This window comes from Clostridium tertium (assembly GCF_902652255.1).
Classification (GTDB): domain Bacteria; phylum Bacillota; class Clostridia; order Clostridiales; family Clostridiaceae; genus Clostridium; species Clostridium tertium_A.
The window spans coordinates 169,502-192,912 of the sequence record NZ_CACRTO010000049.1 but is presented as its reverse complement, the minus strand read 5'-3'; the positions used below and the strand labels follow the sequence as shown (position 1 = coordinate 192,912).

At 28.8% G+C, this 23,411-nt stretch carries 22 protein-coding genes, 2 tRNA genes, 1 pseudogene and 1 other annotated feature; of the genes and pseudogenes, 20 read left to right on the top strand and 5 right to left on the bottom strand.

The genetic code is table 11. The features are described from left to right. From GPX08_RS16945 to GPX08_RS16925, 5 genes and pseudogenes are all read left to right on the top strand, one after another. A partial coding sequence (locus GPX08_RS16945) for a transposase (protein ID WP_156627990.1) occupies nucleotides 1–149 on the top strand: 149 nt, incomplete at its 5' end. 185 nt (nucleotides 150–334) lie between these two features. After that, nucleotides 335–508, top strand: coding sequence for a hypothetical protein (locus GPX08_RS16940; protein ID WP_156627989.1), 174 nt, complete (start codon nucleotides 335–337; stop codon nucleotides 506–508). A 19-nt stretch (nucleotides 509–527) separates the two neighbouring features. Next, nucleotides 528–1,088: a maltose O-acetyltransferase gene (locus GPX08_RS16935; protein WP_156627988.1), complete on the top strand. Its 561-nt coding sequence runs from the start codon at nucleotides 528–530 to the stop codon at nucleotides 1,086–1,088. A 121-nt stretch (nucleotides 1,089–1,209) separates the two neighbouring features. Beyond that, the gene (locus GPX08_RS16930) at nucleotides 1,210–1,668 is read left to right on the top strand and encodes a hypothetical protein (protein ID WP_156627987.1); all 459 of its coding nucleotides are present in this window, start codon (nucleotides 1,210–1,212) and stop codon (nucleotides 1,666–1,668) included. A gap of 137 nt (nucleotides 1,669–1,805) precedes the next feature. Next, a pseudogene (locus GPX08_RS16925) lies at nucleotides 1,806–2,182 on the top strand (four helix bundle protein). 141 nt (nucleotides 2,183–2,323) lie between these two features. On the opposite strand, the gene thrS reads toward GPX08_RS16925, so the two are convergent. Both thrS and GPX08_RS16915 read right to left on the bottom strand, forming a co-directional pair. After that, nucleotides 2,324–4,261, bottom strand: coding sequence for a threonine--tRNA ligase (gene thrS, locus GPX08_RS16920; RefSeq protein WP_156627986.1), 1,938 nt, complete (start codon nucleotides 4,259–4,261; stop codon nucleotides 2,324–2,326). 117 nt (nucleotides 4,262–4,378) lie between these two features. Next, nucleotides 4,379–4,594: a binding site (T-box leader), on the bottom strand. Nucleotides 4,595–4,711: 117 nt separating this feature from the next. Continuing rightward, nucleotides 4,712–5,128, bottom strand: coding sequence for an HNH endonuclease (locus GPX08_RS16915; protein ID WP_156627985.1), 417 nt, complete (start codon nucleotides 5,126–5,128; stop codon nucleotides 4,712–4,714). Between the two features lie 310 nt (nucleotides 5,129–5,438). On the opposite strand from GPX08_RS16915, the gene GPX08_RS16910 reads away from it, so the two are divergent. The 5 genes from GPX08_RS16910 to GPX08_RS16890 all read left to right on the top strand — a co-directional run bounded on the left by GPX08_RS16910 (nucleotide 5,439) and on the right by GPX08_RS16890 (nucleotide 8,516). Then, a complete protein-coding gene (locus GPX08_RS16910; protein ID WP_156627984.1) occupies nucleotides 5,439–6,113 on the top strand; it encodes a hypothetical protein in 675 nt (224 codons plus the stop codon). 63 nt (nucleotides 6,114–6,176) lie between these two features. After that, a tRNA-Gly gene (locus GPX08_RS16905) sits at nucleotides 6,177–6,250 on the top strand. Between the two features lie 5 nt (nucleotides 6,251–6,255). After that, a tRNA-Lys gene (locus GPX08_RS16900) sits at nucleotides 6,256–6,331 on the top strand. Nucleotides 6,332–6,446: 115 nt separating this feature from the next. Continuing rightward, complete coding sequence (locus GPX08_RS16895; protein WP_156627983.1) at nucleotides 6,447–7,724, top strand: Na+/H+ antiporter NhaC family protein; 1,278 nt, start codon at nucleotides 6,447–6,449, stop codon at nucleotides 7,722–7,724. Nucleotides 7,725–7,904: 180 nt separating this feature from the next. Then, entirely contained in the window at nucleotides 7,905–8,516 is a 612-nt protein-coding gene (locus tag GPX08_RS16890) for a DUF3267 domain-containing protein (RefSeq protein WP_156627982.1), read from the top strand. A gap of 212 nt (nucleotides 8,517–8,728) precedes the next feature. Here GPX08_RS16890 and GPX08_RS16885 read toward each other — a convergent pair whose 3' ends face one another. After that, nucleotides 8,729–9,205 (bottom strand): 2-C-methyl-D-erythritol 2,4-cyclodiphosphate synthase, encoded by a 477-nt coding sequence (locus GPX08_RS16885; protein ID WP_156627981.1) that lies wholly within the window; start codon nucleotides 9,203–9,205, stop codon nucleotides 8,729–8,731. Between the two features lie 457 nt (nucleotides 9,206–9,662). On the opposite strand from GPX08_RS16885, the gene GPX08_RS16880 reads away from it, so the two are divergent. The 4 genes from GPX08_RS16880 (at nucleotide 9,663) to GPX08_RS16865 (ending at nucleotide 13,194) form a co-directional block, all read left to right on the top strand. Beyond that, on the top strand, nucleotides 9,663–10,253 hold the full coding sequence (locus GPX08_RS16880; protein ID WP_156627980.1) for a sortase: 591 nt from the start codon (nucleotides 9,663–9,665) through the stop codon (nucleotides 10,251–10,253). Nucleotides 10,254–10,273: 20 nt separating this feature from the next. Further along, complete coding sequence (locus GPX08_RS16875) at nucleotides 10,274–11,269, top strand: anti-sigma factor domain-containing protein (protein ID WP_156627979.1); 996 nt, start codon at nucleotides 10,274–10,276, stop codon at nucleotides 11,267–11,269. 20 nt (nucleotides 11,270–11,289) lie between these two features. After that, nucleotides 11,290–12,060: a 23S rRNA pseudouridine(2604) synthase RluF gene (rluF, locus tag GPX08_RS16870; protein WP_156627978.1), complete on the top strand. Its 771-nt coding sequence runs from the start codon at nucleotides 11,290–11,292 to the stop codon at nucleotides 12,058–12,060. 453 nt (nucleotides 12,061–12,513) lie between these two features. Then, a complete protein-coding gene (locus GPX08_RS16865) occupies nucleotides 12,514–13,194 on the top strand; it encodes a DUF4163 domain-containing protein (protein ID WP_156627977.1) in 681 nt (226 codons plus the stop codon). A 203-nt stretch (nucleotides 13,195–13,397) separates the two neighbouring features. On the opposite strand, the gene GPX08_RS16860 is transcribed toward GPX08_RS16865, so the two are convergent. Further along, nucleotides 13,398–16,064 carry an HAD-IC family P-type ATPase gene (locus GPX08_RS16860; RefSeq protein ID WP_156627976.1) on the bottom strand — a complete coding sequence of 889 codons (2,667 nt, stop codon included), beginning with the start codon at nucleotides 16,062–16,064 and terminating at the stop codon, nucleotides 13,398–13,400. A 674-nt stretch (nucleotides 16,065–16,738) separates the two neighbouring features. Between GPX08_RS16860 and GPX08_RS16855 the strand changes: the two genes are divergently transcribed. From GPX08_RS16855 to GPX08_RS16835, 5 genes are all read left to right on the top strand, one after another. Next, complete coding sequence (locus GPX08_RS16855; RefSeq protein ID WP_156627975.1) at nucleotides 16,739–17,443, top strand: hypothetical protein; 705 nt, start codon at nucleotides 16,739–16,741, stop codon at nucleotides 17,441–17,443. Nucleotides 17,444–17,740: 297 nt separating this feature from the next. Next, on the top strand, nucleotides 17,741–18,712 hold the full coding sequence (locus tag GPX08_RS16850; RefSeq protein WP_156627974.1) for a hypothetical protein: 972 nt from the start codon (nucleotides 17,741–17,743) through the stop codon (nucleotides 18,710–18,712). 34 nt (nucleotides 18,713–18,746) lie between these two features. Then, nucleotides 18,747–18,887 carry a hypothetical protein gene (locus GPX08_RS16845; RefSeq protein ID WP_156627973.1) on the top strand — a complete coding sequence of 47 codons (141 nt, stop codon included), beginning with the start codon at nucleotides 18,747–18,749 and terminating at the stop codon, nucleotides 18,885–18,887. 64 nt (nucleotides 18,888–18,951) lie between these two features. Then, nucleotides 18,952–20,424 carry a sigma-70 family RNA polymerase sigma factor gene (locus tag GPX08_RS16840; protein ID WP_156627972.1) on the top strand — a complete coding sequence of 491 codons (1,473 nt, stop codon included), beginning with the start codon at nucleotides 18,952–18,954 and terminating at the stop codon, nucleotides 20,422–20,424. A gap of 550 nt (nucleotides 20,425–20,974) precedes the next feature. After that, nucleotides 20,975–22,042 (top strand): NTP transferase domain-containing protein, encoded by a 1,068-nt coding sequence (locus GPX08_RS16835; RefSeq protein WP_156627971.1) that lies wholly within the window; start codon nucleotides 20,975–20,977, stop codon nucleotides 22,040–22,042. A gap of 503 nt (nucleotides 22,043–22,545) precedes the next feature. On the opposite strand, the gene GPX08_RS16830 is transcribed toward GPX08_RS16835, so the two are convergent. Further along, nucleotides 22,546–22,701, bottom strand: a complete 156-nt coding sequence (locus GPX08_RS16830; protein ID WP_156627970.1) for a hypothetical protein — start codon at nucleotides 22,699–22,701, stop codon at nucleotides 22,546–22,548. A gap of 222 nt (nucleotides 22,702–22,923) precedes the next feature. Here GPX08_RS16830 and GPX08_RS16825 point away from each other — a divergent pair, with 222 nt between their 5' ends. Continuing rightward, nucleotides 22,924–23,370: a hypothetical protein gene (locus GPX08_RS16825; RefSeq protein ID WP_156627969.1), complete on the top strand. Its 447-nt coding sequence runs from the start codon at nucleotides 22,924–22,926 to the stop codon at nucleotides 23,368–23,370. Nucleotides 23,371–23,411: the final 41 nt, after the last annotated feature.

Genomic DNA, 23,411 nt, shown 5'->3' with positions numbered 1-23,411 from the left:
CATTTAAAGAAGCTGAAAATACGATTGAAAGATATGTTAATGGATATAACACTAAACGAGTTCATTCAGCAATAGATTATAGAACTCCAGAAGAGTTCTACAATCTAAAAAACTGTAATTTTAAGAATGAGTTAGTAATCAGTGTATAAGGTCCCATTTGAGGGGGCCAATCCGATGAGGAAACTTCCTTGAAGCGAGTTTCTTTAAATTTATTATGAAAGTTAATTTGATATTTGATTATTAAGAAAGTTATTAGTTATAGCTTTCTTTTTTTATATTGTATTGGTAAAATAAGTATAATAAAGTTAAGATTTACCTATATAGGAGTGATAATATGAAAAAATTATTAGCAGTTTTGACTATAGTTTTTGCTATTTTATCAATAGTAGGTGCATCATATGTTATTATATCAAAAGCGCAAATAGGATCTGGACTAGCAGTTATTCCAATGCTAATTTCATTAGTATTATGCATTTTGTACATAGTAATTACTAGAAAAACTAATTAATTAAAGAGGAGATTATATAATGACTGAGAAGGAAAAGATGATTAGGGGAGATTGGTATGTTTCCTTAGGAGAAGAGCTTTTTAATGATAGGCAAAATGCTAGTGGAATTATATTTGAATATAACTCATTGCACCCAAGAGAAGTAGAAAAAAGAATGGATTTACTAAGGAGTTTATTTGGGGAATCTCCTAAAGAGTTTTATATTGAGCAGCCTTTTAGATGTACATATGGATACAATATTCACTGGGGTGAAAATTCATATGCAAACTTTAATTGCACTATATTAGATTGTGGAAGAGTTACTATAGGAAATAATGTTATGATAGGGCCAAATGTAAATATATTTACTGCAAATCATGCTTTATCTATTAAGGAAAGAATGGAAGGGTTAGAATATGCAGATCCAGTTGAAATAGAAGATGGGGCATGGATAGGTGGTGGCACTACAATTAACCCAGGAGTGAGAATAGGAAAGAATTCAGTTATTGGATCTGGTAGTGTTGTAACTAGAAATATACCAGAGAATGTACTGGCAGTTGGGAATCCTTGTAGAGTAATAAGAAAGTTGGACAAGGAATAGTAAGCTATAAAGTAACATACTCACAAGAATAGCTAAGCTTTATAGGAATTACTAAAGATATTATTTTGCTTTAAAGTCTTACAGAATTATTATTGATATTTAAATAAGGGGTATGATTTTAATGAGAAAAAGAAAAATAGGTTTAATTATAATTGTAATTCTAGTATTTATAGTTGGTGCATTTATTTTAATCAAAAGTATGAGAAGTAAAGATAAAAATATAGAAGAAATTAAGGTAGCTATAGATTCAACTGAAGAGGAAGCTGCTGGGCATCTATCAACAAGTATGGAATTTACCCCCAAAATGGATGACACGGGTAAACAAAATTTAAAATATCAATGGGAACTAATTAATACTACGGAAGAAAGATTGAGTGATGGAGGCAAATGGAGCAAAAAGGTGGTAAATGATGGGGGGAGAGTTCGTTTTTCACCAATGACAATAGTTGGGTTTAATAAGGATGCACCTATTACAAAAACAATAACTGTTAAATTAACTATACTTGAAGATGGAAAGAAAATAGGTAGTGCTGTATTATTACTTGATGATCATGATGGGTATTATATAATACGCAGGTGAATAATGAAGAATGGATAATGTAGAATTTAGAATTTAGGTGGAAACTCGCTTTAGGGCGAGTTTCTTTAAATTAATTTTTAAAAGTATAAATCAGTGCAATAAGGTAAGAATCATAATATCAAGATATGGATGATATTATGAAGGATAATATAATAGTTATTAAATCTTTTGATTTTGCGGTTCAAGTAGTGGAGACTTATAAAGCATTAGTTAATGATACAAAGAATTTGTTTTATCAAAACGGTTTTTAAAAGCAGGAACAAGTATAGGGGCTAACGTTAGTGAAGCGGTAAATGCACCTAGTAAGGTTGATTTTAAATATAAACTTACAATAGACTTAAAAGAATGTAATGAAACTGAATACTGGATTAAGTTAATGTATAAAACAGGATATTTAGAAAAACATAAAGCTGTAGAGTTAGAAGAAAAATGTATTGAATTAAATAAGATACTAACTAAAATAATCAAAACATGTAATGAAAGAATAATAAATGAAAAAAAGAATATCTCATAACTAGAAAATAATTATAAATAAGGAGAGCCATAAAAAATCTTAGATTTTTTATGACTCTCCTAAAAAATTTAATTTCTAAAAATCCGATTCAGAGGATTTTTTACCTTCATTCTACATTATGAATTCTACATTCTACATTGATTAGTTTTCTTTATTAGCTATTTCAAGAATTAATCTATTCTTTAATTCAGAAACTGATACTGCGCCTTCTTCTCCATTCTTTCTGCTTCTTACTGAAGCTTCATTGTTAGTAGCTTCTTTTTCACCAACAACTAGGATATAAGGAATTCTTTCAAGTCTAGCTTCTCTGATTTTGTAACCAATCTTTTCAGCTCTGTAGTCTGCAGTTATTCTTATACCTGCATTTTTAAAGTCTTTAACTATTGATTCTGCATAGTCATTGTACTTATCTGAAATAGGTAAAACTATTGCTTGAGTTGGAGCAAGCCAAGTTGGGAATGCACCAGCATATTTTTCAATAAGCATAGCTAAAGTTCTTTCATAACATCCAATTGCTGATCTATGAATGATAAATGGACGTTTCTTATTTCCGTCTTTATCTATATAAGTCATATCAAATCTTTCTGCAAGAGCAAAGTCAATTTGGATAGTTATTATTGTATCTTCTTTTCCATGAACATTCTTGAATTGGATATCAAGTTTTGGTCCGTAGAAAGCAGCTTCCCCTTCAGCTTCAACATATTCTATTCCAAGGTGATCTAAGATACCCTTCATTAATACTTGAGTTTCTTCCCAAGCTTCTGGATTGTTAATATATTTTTCAGTATTGTTTGGATCCCACTTAGAGAATCTAAATGAAATATCCCCATCGATACCTAAAGTAGTCATTATATGGTTGATTAATTCTACACAACCCTTGAATTCTTCTTCAATTTGATCTGGTCTACAAACTATATGTCCGTCAGATAAAGTGAATTGTCTTACACGAATTAATCCATGCATTTCACCTGATGATTCATTTCTATATAAAGTAGAAGTTTCAGCATATCTTATAGGTAATTCTCTGTAAGAGTGTTGCTCTGCATTATAAATAGTATATTGGAATGGGCAAGTCATAGGTCTTAAAGCCATTACTTCTGGATCTTTTTCTTCATCACCTAAAACAAACATACCATCTTTATAGTGATCCCAGTGTCCAGAAACTTTAAATAAATCGTTCTTTGACATTGAAGGAGTCTTTGTAAATACATAGCCTCTCTTTTCTTCTTCATCTTCAACCCATCTTTGAAGAAGTTGAATAATTTTAGCACCCTTAGGCATTATTAGAGGTAAACCTTGACCTACTTTTTCATCAGTAGTAAAGATTTTAAGCTCTCTACCTAATTTATTATGATCTCTCTTTTTAGCTTCTTCTAAAGCTTCTAAATGAGCATCTAAATCAGATTTCTTTAAGAATGCAGTTCCATATACTCTTGAAAGCATCTTATTCTTTTCGTCACCTCTCCAGTAAGCACCTGCGCTTCTAAGAAGTTTAACAGCCTTAACTGGCTTTAATGACATTAAATGAGGTCCAGCACATAAATCAACGAAGTCTCCCATTTTATAGAATGAAATAACCTCATCTTCTGGTAGATCATTAATTAATTCAACCTTATATGTTTCTCCTGCATCTTCCATAAGCTTAATTGCTTCAGCTCTTGGTAATACAAATCTTTCAATTGAAGGATTTTCTTTTATTATCTTTCTCATTTCGTCTTCTAATTTAACTAAATCTTCAGCAGAGAAAGAGTTCTCTACATCAAAGTCATAGTAGAATCCATCACTAATTGCTGGTCCAATAGCTAATTTAGCTTCTGGGAATAATCTCTTAACAGCATAAGCTAATACATGAGATATACTATGTCTTACAGCATCCTTTCCTTCTTGAGAATCAAATGTGCATATTGCAAGTTCTGAATCTTCGTTAACTACATAACGTAAGTCTACAACCTCTCCATTTACTATTCCTGAGCAAGCATTTCTAGCTAAACCTTCGCTTATTGCTTTTGCTATGTCTAATACTGAAACGCCAGCTTCAAATTCTTTAACTGATCCATCTTTTAAAGTAATTTTAATCATTTCATTTGCTCCTTCCATGTTTTATAAATAAATATCGCAAAGTGCGATTTATGATTAGTCGAATTTTTTTTTATGAGAATTTTTTGGAAATAAAAAAGCTCCCATCCCTTCATAAATAGAAGGGACGAGAGCATTAAATTCTTAATTTCCCGCGGTTCCACCCTAATTTGCCTAAAATTCTAGGCCACTTAAGACATCGTAACGTGATATAAACGGACTTTATTAGAGTCACTCAGAGGTGGTCTTCAACTAAATTCAAATAAGATAATTTCACCAAGCTTATCTCTCTCTTTAAATGATATTTTAGTTTACTCTTCTCTTCAACGTTTTAAAATATTTAATTTATATTATAAATATTAAAAATTGTAATGTCAATATTCATTTTAAATTAGCTGATAATTTTAGTAAATATATGAAATTTTTCTTTAAAACTGAATATTAAAGAAGAAATCAGCTAATATTAATATTATGGAAAAGGCGTTCAAGTTCCAATTCCGTAAGGATATTATAGGAGTATAATTTACCACCCATAAGGGTCTGAATAATTTCCTTTTTTGAATAACCCTCTTTATAAAGTCTTAGCTTTCTAACTAATCGCTTTAATGAAGAATTAGTAATTCCTAAAAGGCTATAAAGCTCCTTAGCTGTATAGTATTCTTTAGGTAAAAGCGCAAATAGCTTATCTTGCATTTCCAGCTTATATCTAACATCAGTTTCTATGCAGTTATGGGGACCGTACTTCCCTCTGTGGTGGTAGTTACAAAGATATTTATAGTTAATTTTAATATCGTAACCACCTTCGTGTTTATGAACTATATGATGAATGTCCGCTGTTGCTCCACAAATTTCGCAGTGGTACAAAGTCATGCCTCCTTTATATATCTTTAATAATATTATATAATTTTTCAGATTAATAATCTATAATATTATGAATTTAACAAAAATTAATGTTTTTGTAAGTATAAGTATTCAATTTGTTTAATATTTAAATGATAATTTTGTTATAGTGGAAATAAGGAGCATTCAATAAAAAAAACATATTATCTGAATATTTAGAAATACAAGTGTTTAAAATTACTTTGTTATATTCTTTAAAAATACTTGAAAATGAGGTATATCTTACTATATAATGTATATATAGTATATTATATTAGGGAACTGAAAGAAAGGTGATACAATGAGACATAATTATGATTCATTTGATTACTGGGAAGAATTAATAAACGAAAACAAAACTATAAGAGGGCATATGTTTATGGATAAATTGCCTGACAAGAAAAGCATTTATATCCATAGTTTAATATTCTGTAAGAATAATGGACTAAATAATATATGGTCTTATTTTCCTAATGAGAAGAGCTTATTAGGATACATCCAATATTCATTTTTGCAAGAAGCATTTTATAAATGGATATATGGAAAGGAAAGATTAGTTGTAAGTGTTCCAAATGTTCCAGTAGATAGAATAATTTCAGATGGAGAAAAAAATAAAAAGATTTCAAAAGAAGAAGCAGATAATATGAGAAAACATGTTAAGATGATAAGAAGTTATTGGAATCTTCCTAAGGATCAACTGCTTAAATCATTACAAAGGTTTGCAAGAGATTTTAATAGAACGTGGTATGGTGACAATAAGGAGTTTTTATACTTAAAAATATTTGACTCTCCAAAAGATTTAGGTGAATTTGTGGTAGGTTCAAGTTATATGACAGCCACAGAAGAAGAATTCATAAATAGAACGGGAGTAGACTTGTCTGAATGGAAAAGTATATGTGAAAAAGCTACTATAAATAGGAGTTATGGTGAGAGATTTAGAGATATTTTATTAAAATCACTTACTGAAATAATATAAGAGAAAAAGTTATTATTGACAGTAACTTAATGTGAATATATAATGTTATTGTCAATAAGACATGCGGGTGTAGCTCAATGGTAGAGCCCTTGCCTTCCAAGCAAGTTACGTGAGTTCGATTCTCATCACCCGCTCCAAATATGCGTTATTAGCTCAGTTGGTAGAGCACCTGACTCTTAATCAGGGTGTCCCGGGTTCGATCCCCTGATAACGCACCAATAAAGAGGGATTATTTTTAATCTCTCTTATTTTTTGTTCAATTCTAGGAAGTTATAAAGAATACATAGGGTAAAGAGAATTAGAATTTACTAATTTTGAAGGAGAGAGTTTAATTTGAAGAGAAAAGGAAATGGACTAGCATTACTTCCATTAGTAGTATTTATTTTAGTTTACTTAGGTGGAGCTATGTTAGCTAAAGATTTTTATGCAATGTCTATAATAGTTCCATTTTTAGCAGCTGCATTGACAGCATTATTAATGAATAGAAAAGAAAATTTTAATGATAAGATAGAAATTTTTTGCAAGGGTGCAGGAAATAGTAATATTTTATTAATGGTTCTCATATTTATATTAGCAGGATCATTTGCACAGGTAGCTAAGGATATGGGAGCAGTAGATTCTACAGTTAATCTTGGTTTATCATTATTACCAAGTGGACTTTTAATACCTGGTATGTTTGTTATAGGTTGTTTTATTGCTTTATCAATAGGGACTTCTATGGGTACAATAGTTGCACTTGTTCCTATTGCAGTAGGAATTGCAGACAAGACAGGTATAGCTGTAGCGTTAGCAGTTGGAGCAGTAGTTAGTGGTGCTATGTTTGGAGATAATTTATCTATAATTTCAGATACTACTATAGCAGCAACTAGAACTCAAGGTTGTGAAATGAAGGATAAGTTTAAAATGAATTTTAGAATAGTTCTTCCAGCAGCTATTTTAACTGCAGTTATATTTATGTTATTAACTAGAAATTCTTCAGCAATAATCTTAGATACATTAGATTTTAATTTAGTTCAAATTTTACCTTACATAATAGTAATTGCAACTGCATTACTTGGAGTGAATGTAATAATAGTTTTACTACTAGGAATTTTATCTTCTGGACTTATTGGATTTATTTTTGGAAGTTTTGATATATTAGGCTTCTTTAGTTCAATATCTACAGGGATTTCTGGAATGAGCGAACTTATTATTATATCAATACTTATTGCAGGGACAATAGAAATTATAAAACATAATGGTGGAATAGACTTTATACTTAGTAAAGGCCTAAGAGGCTTTAAGAGCAAAAGAGGAGCTGAATATGGAATTGCTACATTAGTAAGCTTAGTGGATATATGTACTGCTAACAATACAGTTGCAATAGTAACAGTAGGACCTATAGCAAAAGATATTTCAAATGAATTTGACTTAGAGCCAAAGAGAGTAGCAGGTATTATGGATATGTTCTCTTGTGTTTTCCAAGGAATAATACCATATGGAGCTCAATTAATATCAGCAGCAGGATTAGCTGCAATTTCACCTTTTTCAATAATGAAATATTTATTTTACCCATATCTTATGGGAATATGTGCTATAATAGCAATATACTTTTATTGGAGAAATAAATAAAGTTTATTGAAAAAATAATTAATGGCTGTTGTAAAATTAATATATATAACCAAAAAAGGCTTTGCTTCTTTATGAGCAAAGCCTTTTTCAATTAATAATTTACTTATTAGAATAGCTATAGAAGAATGTAGTAAATATAATGTATAATTGTTATATAATTACATTTAGGCGGTGGTAAATATGTCTGATAAGAAAAATGAAATCTCAGAAAATTATGTAAATCTTAGAGAGAAATTATTGAGTTTAGGTTATAAGGAACATATATCTTATATATCAGTTTTGAAGGCAAATATTTTAGCACTTATAACTGCTGGACCATTTGCATTAATAATATTTTTTATATATCTAATAATTTGGAGGGAACTATACTTTCAATTAGCCTCATTTTCTCCTTTTATACTGACATGGATAATAGCTGTAGTATCAATACCTATTCATGAATATATACATGGATTCACATGGAAAGCTTTCTGTAGAAATGGATGGGATAGTATTCACTTTGGAGTTATGTGGAGTAAACTTACTCCTTACTGCCATTGCAAGGAACCATTAAATATCAAAAGTTATTTGATGGGAACAATAATGCCATTTTTTGTACTTGGAGTAGCAATAGGAGTTATAGCAATTATAACAGGAAATCCTTATGTACTATTATTATCTGCTTTGAACATAATAAGTGCGGGAGGAGACACAACAATAGTATTTAAGTTACTATCACATATAGATAAAGAGAATGTGTTGGTATTAGATCATCCAACAGAAGTTGGTTATGTACTATTTGAAAAGAAGTGAATTTAATTTTTAAAATGCGAAGCATTTTAAAATGAAAAAATTAAGAGAATGAAGGAATGAAAAAATGAAGGAAGAGGTTTTGCAATGCAAAACCTCTTTTGTTTTAAAGATTTACTTATAAAAAATCTGTAAGGATTTTTTATAGGCATTCTTTCATTTTTTAATTTTTTCATTCTTTCATTAATAAAATGCTTCGCATTTTATGACAAAAGTTAACGATTAATTTCAAGTAGGCATATACTTTGAGAGGATATTCCTTCCCCTGTTCCAGTGAAGCCTAATCCTTCTTCAGTTGTAGCTTTAACATTAATTTTATTAAGCTCAATATTTAAAGCTTTTGCTATGTTTTCACGCATATTCATTATATGTGGAGCCATCTTTGGCTTTTGAGCAATTATAGTTGAATCAATATTATTAATAGAGAATCCATTCTTATATAAAAGCTTTCCCACTTCCTCTAATAATTTAATGCTTGAAATTCCCTTGTACTTTTCATCAGTATCAGGGAAATGTTTTCCTATATCTCCAAGGGCAGAGGCCCCTAGTAGTGAGTCCATTATTGCATGAAGTAAAACATCAGCATCTGAATGTCCAAGTAGACCTTTTTCATAAGGGATAGTAACTCCACCTATTATAAGATCTCTTCCTTCAACTAGACGATGTACATCGTATCCTAATCCTATTCTCATAAATTACCTCCAAGAATTATATATAGGATAATTTTACCCTAAAGAAATATAAATTCAAGGATTTACAGCAAAGTTATTGGGGTTAATTCAATTATTATGTTAGAAAGCATTGAAAAATTAAATAACATAGTGAAATAATCATAATTTAATATAATTACGTCACTATGTTATTAGCAAATTATAATACTCTTTTAAAGGGATATAGTTTAGAAGAATTATCATAATTCTCTTTTTTAATGAATTTATATTTGAATAAATTATTAATTGAACCCCTAAAAATATATCTAATTTTATAGATAAGTAAAAAATGCCAAGAAGTAATTTTTTTACGCTTGAAAATAAAGTCTACATAAATTATTTTTCCCTTCACAACTTTCTCCTAAATGATTAATGATAATACTACTTTATGATATAATATATGATGAATATTTATAAAAGTTTATAGGAGTTGAGCAGTTTGAAGGAAAAGCTTAGAAGAATATTAGGACTTGCATTAATAATATTAGGATTAAGTATAATAGTATCAATTATCTATAAGAAAATAGAGACATCTAATAAGCAAAAAGAACTACAAAATATTTTAGAACAAGTGATAAATGACCAGCCAAAGGAATTATCTGAGGAAGAAGAAGAGGAATTAATTAATGGGTATAAGCCTATTGCATTAATAGAAATTCCAAGTATAGATTTATCGCAAGGATTAGTAGAAGGAATTGCCGATGATATTCTTCAATACTATTTAGGACATTTTGAGGGTTCAGCAATGCCTGGTGAAAAGGGTAATTTTGCTGTAGCAGGGCATAGGGTTTCAGATTACTCAGAAGCTTTTGTTAATTTATATAAGACTGAATTAGGGGATAAAATATTAGTTAAGGCTAATAAGAAAGAATATGTATATGAGATAACAGATAATTTTATTGTGGCTCCAGATAGAGTAGATGTTCTTGATGATACTGATGATGCGACAATAACTTTAGTTACTTGTACTGTAGGAGCAAAGGAAAGAGTTATAGTTAAAGGTAAGTTAGTTGAAACAAATGATTTATAAATAAAAGGGGGAGTTTTGAAATGGCAGATTTTCAAGCAGACAAATATAAGTTTTCTACAAAGGCCCCATCTCTTTTAGCTTTAGATGAAGTAATAGATAAAAGAAGAGAAGAAATTGAAAGGCTAAGTGAAGAACTTTTAAATTATAAGATATTAATTAAGGATTTATATCATGATGAACCTTCATATATAACAAGAAATAAAATTTTAAACATATCATATTTCATAATTGAAGATGTAGAATTATTTGAGTTTTTTAATAAGACTAAGAAGTTTCCCGTTAATAGAATATTAAGAAGAACACCGGTGGACAAGGAGTTTCTTATAGAGTGGAAGGAACATATTATTACGTATATTATAATTCTTGCAAATCCATATTATAAAAACTTACAAGATTATCTTCAAATAGTGGAATCTATAAATATTTTAGGTGCTGAGGAAATTTCTCAATCCATAAAGGAAGAAGAACATAGAGGGATTGTAATGGAGAAATCTATGGGATCTACTATAATCTTAACATCTAAGGGAGAGTTCATTAAGGTTAAGTCTGAAAAAGAAGCTAGAATTGGAGAGGAAGTAGTGGCTAAAGAAGGCTTTAGATTAAGTAAGTACAAGCTACAAATATCTATTTTTCTAAGCATAATAGTGCTTATTTCAGCTATACTAATATTTAATTATAGAAAAATAGATAAAACTATAGTTATAGACACTACATCATCAATAACTTTAGAAGTAAACAAATATAATAATATAATTGATGCTTATACAGGAACTGAAAAAGGTAATATTATGTTAGATGAATTGAATCTTCATAATTCCAAATTAGATGAGTCAGTATTGGATATAATAGATTATGCAGCTAAAAATGAAATGCTTCCAGACACAGGTATAGTAATAACTGTAACTGGAAAAGCTTTAGAATACAATGCACTAGAAAAAACTGAAAAATTTATTGATGAAAAGAATATAGAAGTTAAACTAAATAACTCGGGTGATGAACATAAGGTAAGTCCTTAAAATATTAAATAGGTGATAAAATGAATAAAAAAAATAGTAAATATGTAATAGTACATAATGATAGAGGCGAAGAAGTTAGGTTAAATAAATTTATAAGTGAAACTGGATTTTGTTCAAGAAGAGAAGCGGATAAGTTAATAGAGTCTGGCAGAGTAACTGTAAATGGTGAAAAAGCAGTTATGGGTACTAAGGTTTCAAAAAATGCTAAAGTAAGGGTAGATGGAAAGCCTTTATTTAAGGAAGAGGAATTAGTTTATATAGCTTTAAATAAGCCAGTAGGAATTACTTGTACAACTGAAAAAAAGGTAAAAGGAAATATAGTAGACTTTGTAAATCATAAAAAACGAATATTTCCTATAGGAAGACTAGATAAAGATTCACAAGGATTAATACTTTTAACTAATGATGGAGATATAGTAAATAAGATTTTAAGAGCTGGAAACAATCATGAAAAAGAATATATTGTTACAGTAGACAGACCTATAAGTGATAAATTTATAGAAGCAATGTCCTCAGGAGTTAGAATACTAGGCACTATAACGAAAGAGTGCTTTGTAGAAAAAATAGGAGCAAGGACATTTAGAATAATATTAACTCAAGGTATGAATAGGCAGATAAGAAGAATGTGTGAAACCTTAGGGTATAACGTAGTAAAGCTAAAAAGAATAAGGATAATGAATATAAAACTAGATGATTTAAAAATAGGAGCTTGGAGAGACTTAACATCTGAAGAATTAAGAGAATTAAGTAAGTTAATAGGTACTTCTGGAAAAACCAAAGAATTTAGTTAGATAAATCATATAAAAATCTCCTTCTTTCTCGGTCGTAAACTCAGATTAGGGCGAAGGAGAATTTTTATATGATTTATTCTTTTTTATGGGATATTAATGAAAGAAATTAACTATAGTATTGAGGAAAAGCATAGAATAATAAGCTATAATTAGTTGAATTTGATTATTAATTACTGATTATTCACTTATAGGTTGATAGATGGAGAAAGTTATCCACAGCCTTCAAGATGGCTTTCTATAATGGTTTTAATAAAAAATAAAATTAAATTATAGGTTTTTATGGTAAAAATATCAAGGTTACACACATAATCCACATGCATATGTGGATAAGTTGTGTAAAGGGTGTTGACATGAATGTTAATAATTAATAATAAATATGTAGATACTATTAAATATGACTTTGGAAAAAGATTTAATATTGAAAAAATTACTATGTAAGTAGGAGAAAGTGTTATGAGAGTAGTAAATAAGGTAATAGTATCAGGTATAGTAATTCTATTAATTATTGGTAGTTATCCACAGGCTATGTTGATAAATACAAACAATAATTTTGTCGAAAATCCTATTATTGTGGATAAACCTATAAAAGAAAAGACAAGTTTTATAAATATTGATGTAGAAATTCCTCAAATCGTAGGACTTGCTGATAAAGAGAAGGAAAAAGATATCAACAACAAGATTTTGAATAGAACTAATATGTGGATAAAGGAAGTTAAAGATACAAGTGAAGACTTGAGACCTACAATACCATATGAAGTATTTGCTCGATATAGTTTAACTAATGATAATCAAATTCTAAGCTTTTATATAGATTATTATCAGTTTAGTGGAGGAGCTCATGGAATAACTGTAAGAGATACTTATAATATAAAAATAAGTAATGGAGAGGATGTTCAACTAAAAGACTTATTTACGGAAGGGTATGATTATAAGAGTTATATAAATGAAGAAATTAGAAAAGAAGTAAATAAGCATCCTGAATATTATTTTCCAGGAAAAGAAGGATTTAATGGAATAAAAGAAAATCAACAATTCTATATAAAAGATAATAAGTTGATAATACATTTTCCTTATTATGAAATAGCTCCATATGCATCAGGAATGCCAGAATTCGAAATAGAAATTAAAAAATGAAAGAATGAAGGAATGATAAAATTAAGAAATTAAAAAGTGAAAAAATGAAGGAATGAAGAAATGAAAAAAATTAAGAGGTTCTGCATAGCAAAACCTCTTAATTATAGATATGATTTTATAAAAAATCTGCAAGGATTTTTTATAAGCATTTTTTCATTCTTTAATTTTTTCATTCTTTCATTAATAAAATGCGTTGCATTTTATTATGCTACTTTGCTTATATCATTCTTTTCTTCAACGATATTTTCGCTTGAAGATTTATTGCTAGATACTAAATCTCTTATTACCTTAACTACTTGAATAATTACAGTTGGTAGGAAAGCAAATAAGTAAATGTATCCTACTTGTGGTCCAGTTAATGCTGATACTTCAAATAAGCTTTGCATAAATGGTAGGAATAAAACTGCATTTAGTAATAATAATCCTACACCAAAAGCCATCCAGCTATATCTGTTTGAGAATAATCCAATAGAGAATATTGATTTATCTCCTCTACAGTTAAATCCGTGGAATAGTCTAGCTAAACATAGTGTAGCAAAAGCCATAGTTGAACCAACAGCATCATTTACTTTTAGGCCCATATGGAATGCTGCTAAAGTAAATATTGAAATTACTAAACCTTCAAGAGCAATTTCTGTTATAAGATCTTTAGATAGTATTGAAGAATTTCTTCCTCTAGGTTTGTCCTTTAATAAATCTTTTTGAGACTTTTCCATTCCTATTGCAATAGCAGGTAAACTATCTGTTAATAGGTTTATAAATAGTAAATGCACTGCATGGAATGGCATTGGTAGCGCCATAATTGAAGCATATAATACTGATAATATACCTGAAGCATTACCAGATAATAAGAACTTAATAGAGTTCTTTATATTCTTATAAATATTTCTACCATTAGCAACAGATTTAACTATAGTTGCAAAGTTATCATCTGTTAATATTACTGATGCAGCATCTTTAGATACCTCTGTACCTGTAATACCCATAGCTATACCGATATCAGCTTGTTTAAGAGCAGGAGCATCATTAACTCCATCACCTGTCATAGCAACAATTTCATCTCTTTCTTGCCAAGCTCTAACGATTCTTATTTTATGCTCAGGAGAAACTCTAGCATAAACTGATATATGCTCAACATTTTCTCTAAGCTCATCATCTGTCATTTTTTCTAATTCAACACCTTCAATAGCTCTATCACCATCTTGTAAGATTCCTATTTGCTTAGCTATAGCAGAAGCAGTTATTTTATGGTCTCCTGTAATCATAACTGGTTTAATTCCAGCAGTTATACAATCTCTAACAGCTTCAGCAGATTCTTCTCTTGGTGGATCTATCATTGAAATAAGACCAAGGAAGGTGTATCCATTCTCATGTTCTAAAGTTAAAGCATTGTCAGCAGTTTCAAACTCTTTATAAGCAAAGGCTAATACTCTTAAACCACTTTGAGATAATTGTTTATTAGTATTAATAATATTTTGCTTATCCTCATAAGTTATATCTCTAACTCCAGAAGAAGTCTTAATTTTAACTATTCTATCTAAAAGTACATCGAAAGCACCTTTAGTAAACATTAAGTACTTGTTATCAAAGTTATGAAGTGTACTCATAAGCTTTCTGTCAGAATCAAAAGGTATTTCGCCTAATCTTCCATATGTTTTTCTTAAGTCTAATTCTTCTATAGATAGTTTATGACCAAGGTTAACTAAAGCTACTTCAGTTGGATCTCCAATTTCTACACCATCTTTTGAAGTAGAATCATTACATAATATTGAAGCATTAACTAAGTATTTAGCTACTTCATCATTTAAATCACATTCTTCACCATCTACTAATTTATTATCAAAATAAATTTTCTTTACAGTCATTTTATTTTGAGTTAAAGTACCAGTTTTATCTGAACATATTACAGATACAGAACCTAATCCTTCAACAGCTCTTAATTTTTTAACTATAGCATTTTCTTTTGCCATCTTTTGAGTCCCAAGAGCTAGAACTATTGTAACTATTGAGCTTAATGCTTCTGGTATAGCTGCAACAGCTAAGGCAACAGCAAACATTAGAGAATCTAAAAGGGCAGTTCCTCTATAAAGGCTTAAAGCAAAAACTAAGATACAAACTATGAATATACCAATAGCAAGTTTTTTACTAAAGTCATCTAAGCTTACTTGAAGAGGAGTTTGCTTTTCTTGAGTTTCTTCCATAAGATTAGCAATCTTACCTATTTCAGTATTCATACCAGTTCCAGTAACTACTACTAAAGCTCTACCATAAGTAACTAGAGAACCTGAGAATACCATGTTCTTTTGGTCACCTAAAGCTATTTCTTCTTTTTCAATAATATCAACTATCTTGTCCACACTCTCTGATTCACCAGTAAGGGAACTTTCATTTACTTGAAGAGAGAAGTTTTGAATAATTCTACCATCAGCAGAAATCATATCTCCAGCTTCAAGGATTAAAATATCACCAGGCACTAATTCTTTAGATGGGATTTCTACTTTATGACCATTCCTATATACCTTTGCACAAGGTGAGGATAAAGCTTTTAAACTATCTAAAGATTGCTCTGCTTTAAAATGCTGAACAGTACCTAAAAGAGCGTTAAGTACAATAACAGCAATAATAACTAATGTACTTTCTAAGTTTCCAGTAATCGCAGAGATAATTGCAGCTGCAATTAAAATTAATACTAATAAGTCTTTAAATTGACTAATAAATACTTGAAGTACCGTTTGTTTTTTCTTTTCAGTTAATTGGTTAAGACCATACTTTTCAAGGTTGTCCTTAAGTTGCTTTTCGCTTAAACCCTCAGAAGTAACATTAAACTCATTTAGAACTTCTTCGTAAGGCATTGAAAAATACTTTTTCATTATAATTCCTCCAAACTTAATAATAAGAATATAGATTATTTCCAGGAGCCTATAAAAAAAGAGACTCTTAATACAATTTTTATAAAATAAAAACTGTATTAAAAGTCTCGTTACCAAAATGGTATATAACACCAGACTATATTAGCCGCGAATGTTGATGTTATATTTTCAACTACTCCCTCTTAATGGAATATTTACTTATAATATTATAATAGATTGAATCGAAAAAAATGTCAATATATAAAGTCTGTAATACTTGAAAAATTTCAAAAAGTTAAAGTGATTTAATATTTGTACTAACTAAATTTATAAAAAATAAGATGAAAACAATAGTTAAACCAATATAGATAAAATTATTCATATTATAGTTAACTAATCCATTTACATTGATTAGATATATTAAATAGAACATAGGGGATATATATACCTCCTATATTTTCAGCATCTCTAAAAATTGATGGTTTTAAAAATAAAAATATATTAATTATTAAAATTGTATATTTTATAATTCAAAGAATTAATACAAATATTGACCATAAAATTAGTTGGTGATAAACTATAATTATGTAAAATTTTAGGGGTAAATAGGGATTTAAATTATATCATAAAAAATAAAACCTAAATAAGACTTCATGTATCTATATAATGAAAATAAAATTTAGGAGGAAATAATAATGAAAAAAAAGTTTTTTAGTTTATGTATCGTTGGAATGATGGGTTTAGCCTTAGTAGGATGTGGAGGTCCTAAAGAAACAGATAAAAAATATCCATTTTTTAATGATATGCAAATAGTTAAGGTTAATAAGGAAGAAAAATTATCATTAAAACTTGATGAAGAAGAGGTAAAAGAAAAAATTAATGAAAAACTAAATGAATTTGAAAATGTAGCAAAAGAAGGAACAAGTAAGAATTTTGAGGTTTTAGAAAATCCAGCAGATAATATTGATGGAACTGAAATTTATTCCACTACTTGGCAAAATTATAGCGATTTAATGGGAATTAAATTTGGAGATTCACAAGGTATATTAGGTTTTACAATAAAAGATGATGAAAATAACAATAAAACAATTATATATAGTGTTGGATTATTTAGTATCTATCAAACTACGGAGTATGATATTAATAAACACGATGCAATAGTTGCAGAAATTAATTGGTTGAATACACAAGGATTTAATATAAATATTGAAGAGATAGAGAATAAGTTAAATGACATGATAACTAGAGCAAACAATGGTGAAACAGTAGAGAATGAAGTCATTAAGCTAGATGAAGAAGGAACTGAAATGATAATGAATTTAATTAATACTGGTAATAAAATATACAATGTGGGATTTATAATTAATGGTTATACCGTTTATTTAAACAATGATAAGTAAAAAAAGTGATACACAAATGTTTCCAGTTGGTATAGATATTTTTCCAGAATATGAAGGACCAGAGCCTATATATACTGAAGGGGATATGTATATTGACTTTTTAAGTGGTGGTTCAGTTTATATAAAATAGTTTTACAATATATGTGGTAATAGTATTATAAGAACTTAAAATAATTAGAGTTATAATATTTTGTGGTATTATAACTCTAATTTTTTTATGAAAAATAAAACCAAATTGAAACCTCATGTATCTTATATACATAAAGAAAATAAATAAGATATTTAGGAGGAGAGATTATGGCTAAAATAATTAACAAAAATAATCATTTACAAGGGGAATTAAAAAAGTGTTTGTGGTATAGAAGAATATCTAGAATTATAGGAATACCATCTTTACTACTAATTCTTCCAACTAGAGGAATAACATTGATACCTTTTTTAATTGCATTAGTTGCATATAATATTAATGATAAAAAGGCTAATGTTTTAAGCTCGGGTTTAGAAGGAGAAAATAAGGCAAATTCAATTTTTGAGAAATTATCAGATGATTATTATGTTTTAAGTGATTTGAATGTGAAGGTAGATAATAAAACAAGCCAAATAGATAATATTGTAGTAGGAAGTAATGGGATATTTGTAATTGAAACTAAAAACTTAAATGGATTAATTGAAGGAAACGAAGACGATAAAGAAATAGTACAGCATAAAGTTGGTATTAAAGGTGGTAGGTATAGCAAGACGTTTTATAATCCAATAAAACAAGTTAGCACACATGTGTATAGAGTTTCAGATATGTTAAAAAGATATAATTTAAATAAATGGGTACAAGGAGCGGTATATTTTACAAATAAAAATTGTGTAGTTGATATAAACTCTACTAGGATACCAGTATTTTCAGCAGGAGAAGATGGAGATAAGGAAATACTTAATTATATATTAAATTATGATAGAAGCAATGTAACTATAACTCAAGAAGAAAAAATTAAGATAGTAGGTATCTTAAAAGAATTTTGTATAGGTGTGAATGTAGAATCTAACATAAGTATGCACTTGAAAGTATCAAATGCTGATTTTAATAATTATTCAAATTCTAATTTGGATAATTTAAGGATACAACGAGAAATGGTTGATAGAGAGTTTATGGAGTTTTCAAGAAAAAGCGTAACAGCATTCGATGAAGGAGGTTTTATTCAAGGAGAAGGTTTTAATCCTTCTGATACAATGGCAAGTGAAATGAGTAGAATGAATGATATGTTCAATAACTTTTAATGATAAGTTTAATAAAAGGTAGGGGATGTGCATCATGGAAAAACTTAAAGACAATAATTATTTATTAACGTTAGTAATTAGGAGAGCTTTGAATGTAGATAGAATTCCAGTAGAAATACAGATAGAAATATACAAGAATATAAGGAGAAGAATGGTAGATGCAGATTCTTCATAATATTGACATAATATATAGGAATTGTTACGATTATATAAGATAAATTGAATATAGAGGTAACATTATGAATAAAAATGAGTTAATAAATCATGTAGAAAAATTTAAAAATGGAGATAAATCCGAATTTGAAGTTATCTATTTAGAGACTAATAATCAATTATATAACTATATATTTTCATTGAGTGATTCTTTAAACAATGATGATTGTATAGAATTAGTTCAAGAAACTTATATACAAGTTAATAATAAAATAGATACATTAAGGGATTGCAAGGCATTTTATTCATGGATGTTTATTATAGCAAGAAATAAAACTTTAAGATACTTAGAAAAAAGAAAAAAAGAAGTATTATTATCTGAAGATGGACAAGGTATTTTTGAACAGCAATATGAAACAGATGAGGATCTTTTGCCACAGGATATACTAGAGAGTAAAGAAAAGCAAAGAATGATATTAGATATATTAGATTCGCTTCCTGAGGAACAAAAAGAGGCTATTTATTTAAGATATTATAATGGATTATCTGTCAAACAAATAGCAGAAAAGTTAAATATTTCTGATGGGACAGTAAAGAGTAGGTTGAATTATGGGAGAAAGAAAATCCAAGCAGAAGTAGAGTTTTTAGAAAAGAAGGGTACAAAGCTTTATGGAATTACTGGATTACCACTTATTCTATTACTTCTTAGAATGGCTTTACAAGGAGAAGGAATATCAGCAGCGGATTCGCAAAATATTTTAAGTAGTATAGTCAATGGATCCAATGGAACTGGAGTAGGCACATCAGAGGGGATTAATAATAACAGCAACATAAATAGCGAACCACCTAATTCTTTTGATAATGGGAAAAGTTTAGGTAGTGATAATAATGTAGTTAATAAGAGCCTGAAAGCCACTGGAAAAGGCCTTGGAATGAAAGGAATTGCAGCAGGAGTAACCGCAGCTTTATTAATAGGGGGAGGAATCTTCATATACAATAATCCAAAAAGCAATTCTAGTACAAATCCAGTTATTCAAGAAGAAGGCAGTACAGATATTGGTGAAGTAGAGGAAGATACTAGCAACGAAGAGGTAAGACTTGAAATTGATTGGTATAAAATAGATGTTCAAGAGCTATATGACTTGGCGGATACAGGAAACTTAATGGCAAGAGATTCAGCAGAAATGTGGACTATTGATCATTTCCTTAATGAAATGCAACTTGTAGATTATGGTGATGGTGATGTTTTTTATTATTCAACTTATCCAATATGGAGTGTTGATAGTATAAATGGAATTATTGATGATGTTGAAAATGTAATTGAGGATAGAAAGAAGATATCTGAAATCAAAGATATTAATAAAAAAGAAAAAGAAATATTAAAAGAATGTGATGATATGATTGAATATTTTTTAACTCATCAAGAGAAATTAGATGCATTAAACGATAGACTTAAGTTAGTAGCAAATCATGATGGAAGTGAAAGAGCGAAAGAAGCTGCAATTGAATTTAATAATAAATATGAAGAATATAAGAAGATGCTGGAGAATTTAAAATAAGGGAATTTAGCAAAAAAATATATTTTACAGACTTAATAAATGATGAAGACTATCTATATTTTTATAGGTAGTCTTTTTACATAAGTTCAAATTGAAAATTTTCTTTTAAAATAAAGCCTAATTTATCATAGTTATATCTATATAGTAAAGAAATAAATAGAGGAGAGATTATGACGGAAAAAATACTTGAGAGTTAGTTAAATACAGGTATTATATAATGTGCATCTAATAGTTGAATTTATATGAATAATTATTATTCAGAGAGACTAGATGATTACTGAAGATAATCAAATTATATTAGGGGTGCAAGAGAATGCTCATAGACATACTGATTATAGAGTTTTTGGAGTTAATATAAATTTTATTGAAAGAGCTTTATTAGAAAAATTTGAATTCTAAGTTAAAAAATCGGATTTTGAAGTCTGTAATTAAAATAAATCACCATAAAATTTGAAATTAAAAGAAGAAAACAAAAGTATTTTGGAGTATTTCACAAAACAAATATAACAGCATAATATATAACATAGTATTTACATGGAGTTGAAAATTATTGATATACGGGCTAATATTAGCAGGAGGAAAGGGCACTAGACTTTATCCTTTATCAAGATCAGAAAGGCCTAAGCAATTTCTTAAAGTTATTAATAACAAAAGCTTTCTACAAAATACAGTAGAGAGAGTAACGCCACTAATAGATAAGGATAATATCTATATAGTTACTAATAAGGAATATCAGGATAAAGTTAAGCTTGAGCTTGAAAATATTAATTCTAATAATATATTTACAGAGCCTAGGAATAAGGAAACTGCTACATGTATAGGTTTGTCAGCAGTTAAGCTGTTGAAAAAAGATAATGATGCTATTGTGGTTGTACTGCCATCAGATCATCATATTGAAAATGAAAAGCTATATATAGAAACTTTAGGGCAAGCTGTAGATATTGCAAATAAAAAGAGGGGAATAGTAACCTTAGGGATAACCCCAAGTAGAGCAGAAACAGGATATGGATATATTGAAATGGGACAAAGAATCCAAGGGGAAATACCTAGTTTTAGAGTAGCTAGATTTACTGAAAAGCCTAATATTGAGGTAGCAAGGGACTTTTTATTAAAGGGTAGTTATTTATGGAACTCAGGTATGTTTATTTTTAGAGCAGATGTAATACTAAGAGAAATAGAAAAATATCTTCCTAAGCTTTATAAATCTTTAATGGAAATTTATAAGCATTTGGGAGAAGAAGATGAAGAGGAAGTCATTAAAGAACAGTATTCTATAATAGATGGAATCTCAATTGATTTTGGAGTTATGCAAAAAACAAGAAAGGCTTTTGTAATTAAAAGTGATTTTATTTGGGATGATATAGGAAGCTTTTCAGCCTTAAGTAGATATTTAATAGAAAATAGAAGTAATAAGGTTAGTGAAAATGTATACCTTCAAGATAGCGAAAATTGTGCGGTTTTTGGGGAAAAAAACTTAGTAATAGGCTTTGGCATTAAGGATTTAATCATAGTAGACGCTGGAGATGTGATACTAGTGATGGATAGAAATAGGGAACAGGAAATAAAGCATTTACTAAATGATTTAAATGATAAGAATGGGTATAGGGATTTTATTTAACTTGCATAAATAAGGAAGGCTATAGAAATATAGGCTTCCTTATGTTGTGATTAGAAGGGTGAAAGTTGAGTGAAATTACAAACTACTTTTGAAATTTACAAATTGTTGAATGAAAAACTAACTGAACTTTGCTTCAACTTTGCCTGATTAAGTTCCACTGATACTTGCCTTAAATTTTTGATATATTTTTTATTAAAAAGTGCAGGTTTTAGATGTACCTCATCTGCATGGATATGTTTTAAGGATAGATTGTATAATAATGAAGAATCTAACAACATTTTGGTTAGTTTGAATGGTGTGTTTTCATTTAAACTAGTTCTTGCTGTACTATTAATATGGTTCAGCATTAAAGTAATATCTTCTTGAGTCCTATTATTAAAGGATTTCCCTTTAGGTATTACATACCTTATGTATTCGTGATTCTTTTCTACGCGAGGCTTCTGGTAAGAAGCCATAGGATTACAATAAAATATCTTAGTTCTTTGATTTCCTTCATTATCTAATTATAACGCTTCAGGATATTTAAATTCAGATCCGTTATATGTTAAAATTACAGGAAAATGTCTTTTGAATTCTTCATATCCTACTACTTCATATAATTTATATATAGCTTCTTGTACAGCTAATTCCGTACAACTATCAATAATAAAAGCTATCATTAATGAACAATTTCTAAAAATAAAGGTTAGCTTAATTATATCAAACTCTTTGCAAGAGTAACTTCCGTTTCACTAAAAAAACGGAAGTTACTTTTTCAATTTACATATTAAAAATATCTTGAATGAAAAAAATGCAAAAGTGTTGTTTTATTGAAAAAATAGTATAAAATGGAAAAAAGCAAGGGGTATAAAGATTATCATTATTTGAAAAGGGGAGAATATATGGAATCAAAATTAAGAACTAAAAGATTGAATGTTTCATGGGTAATAATCGCTGGAATTATAGGAGCGATAGCAGGAATAGCAGGGATAATAGCAACAATATATGGGGTTAATGCAAAGGAAAGTACAAGATTTGATACCTCATATGCTGTAAATCAGTCAATAGCAATTACAGAGACTCGTACACATTGGAGAGCAGGATCTTTATATTATGGAGTTAATCAAACAGCAGGAACAGTAGGAACTAAATACTCAATATATTGGAAGAAGAATAGTGGAAACTATATATTAGAATGGAGTAATGGCTATTGTAAATCCAATAATGCTTATTATGGTGAATGGTATATGCATTATACAACTGGAATAGATAAATATGCATATAAATTAGTTAAAGAAACTAATAAAAATAAAGCATCAAAATTGGTTGTGGATTTAATGTTGCTATAAGAATATTCCCCTTGTTTAGTATTTGACTTTATATTGTAAGA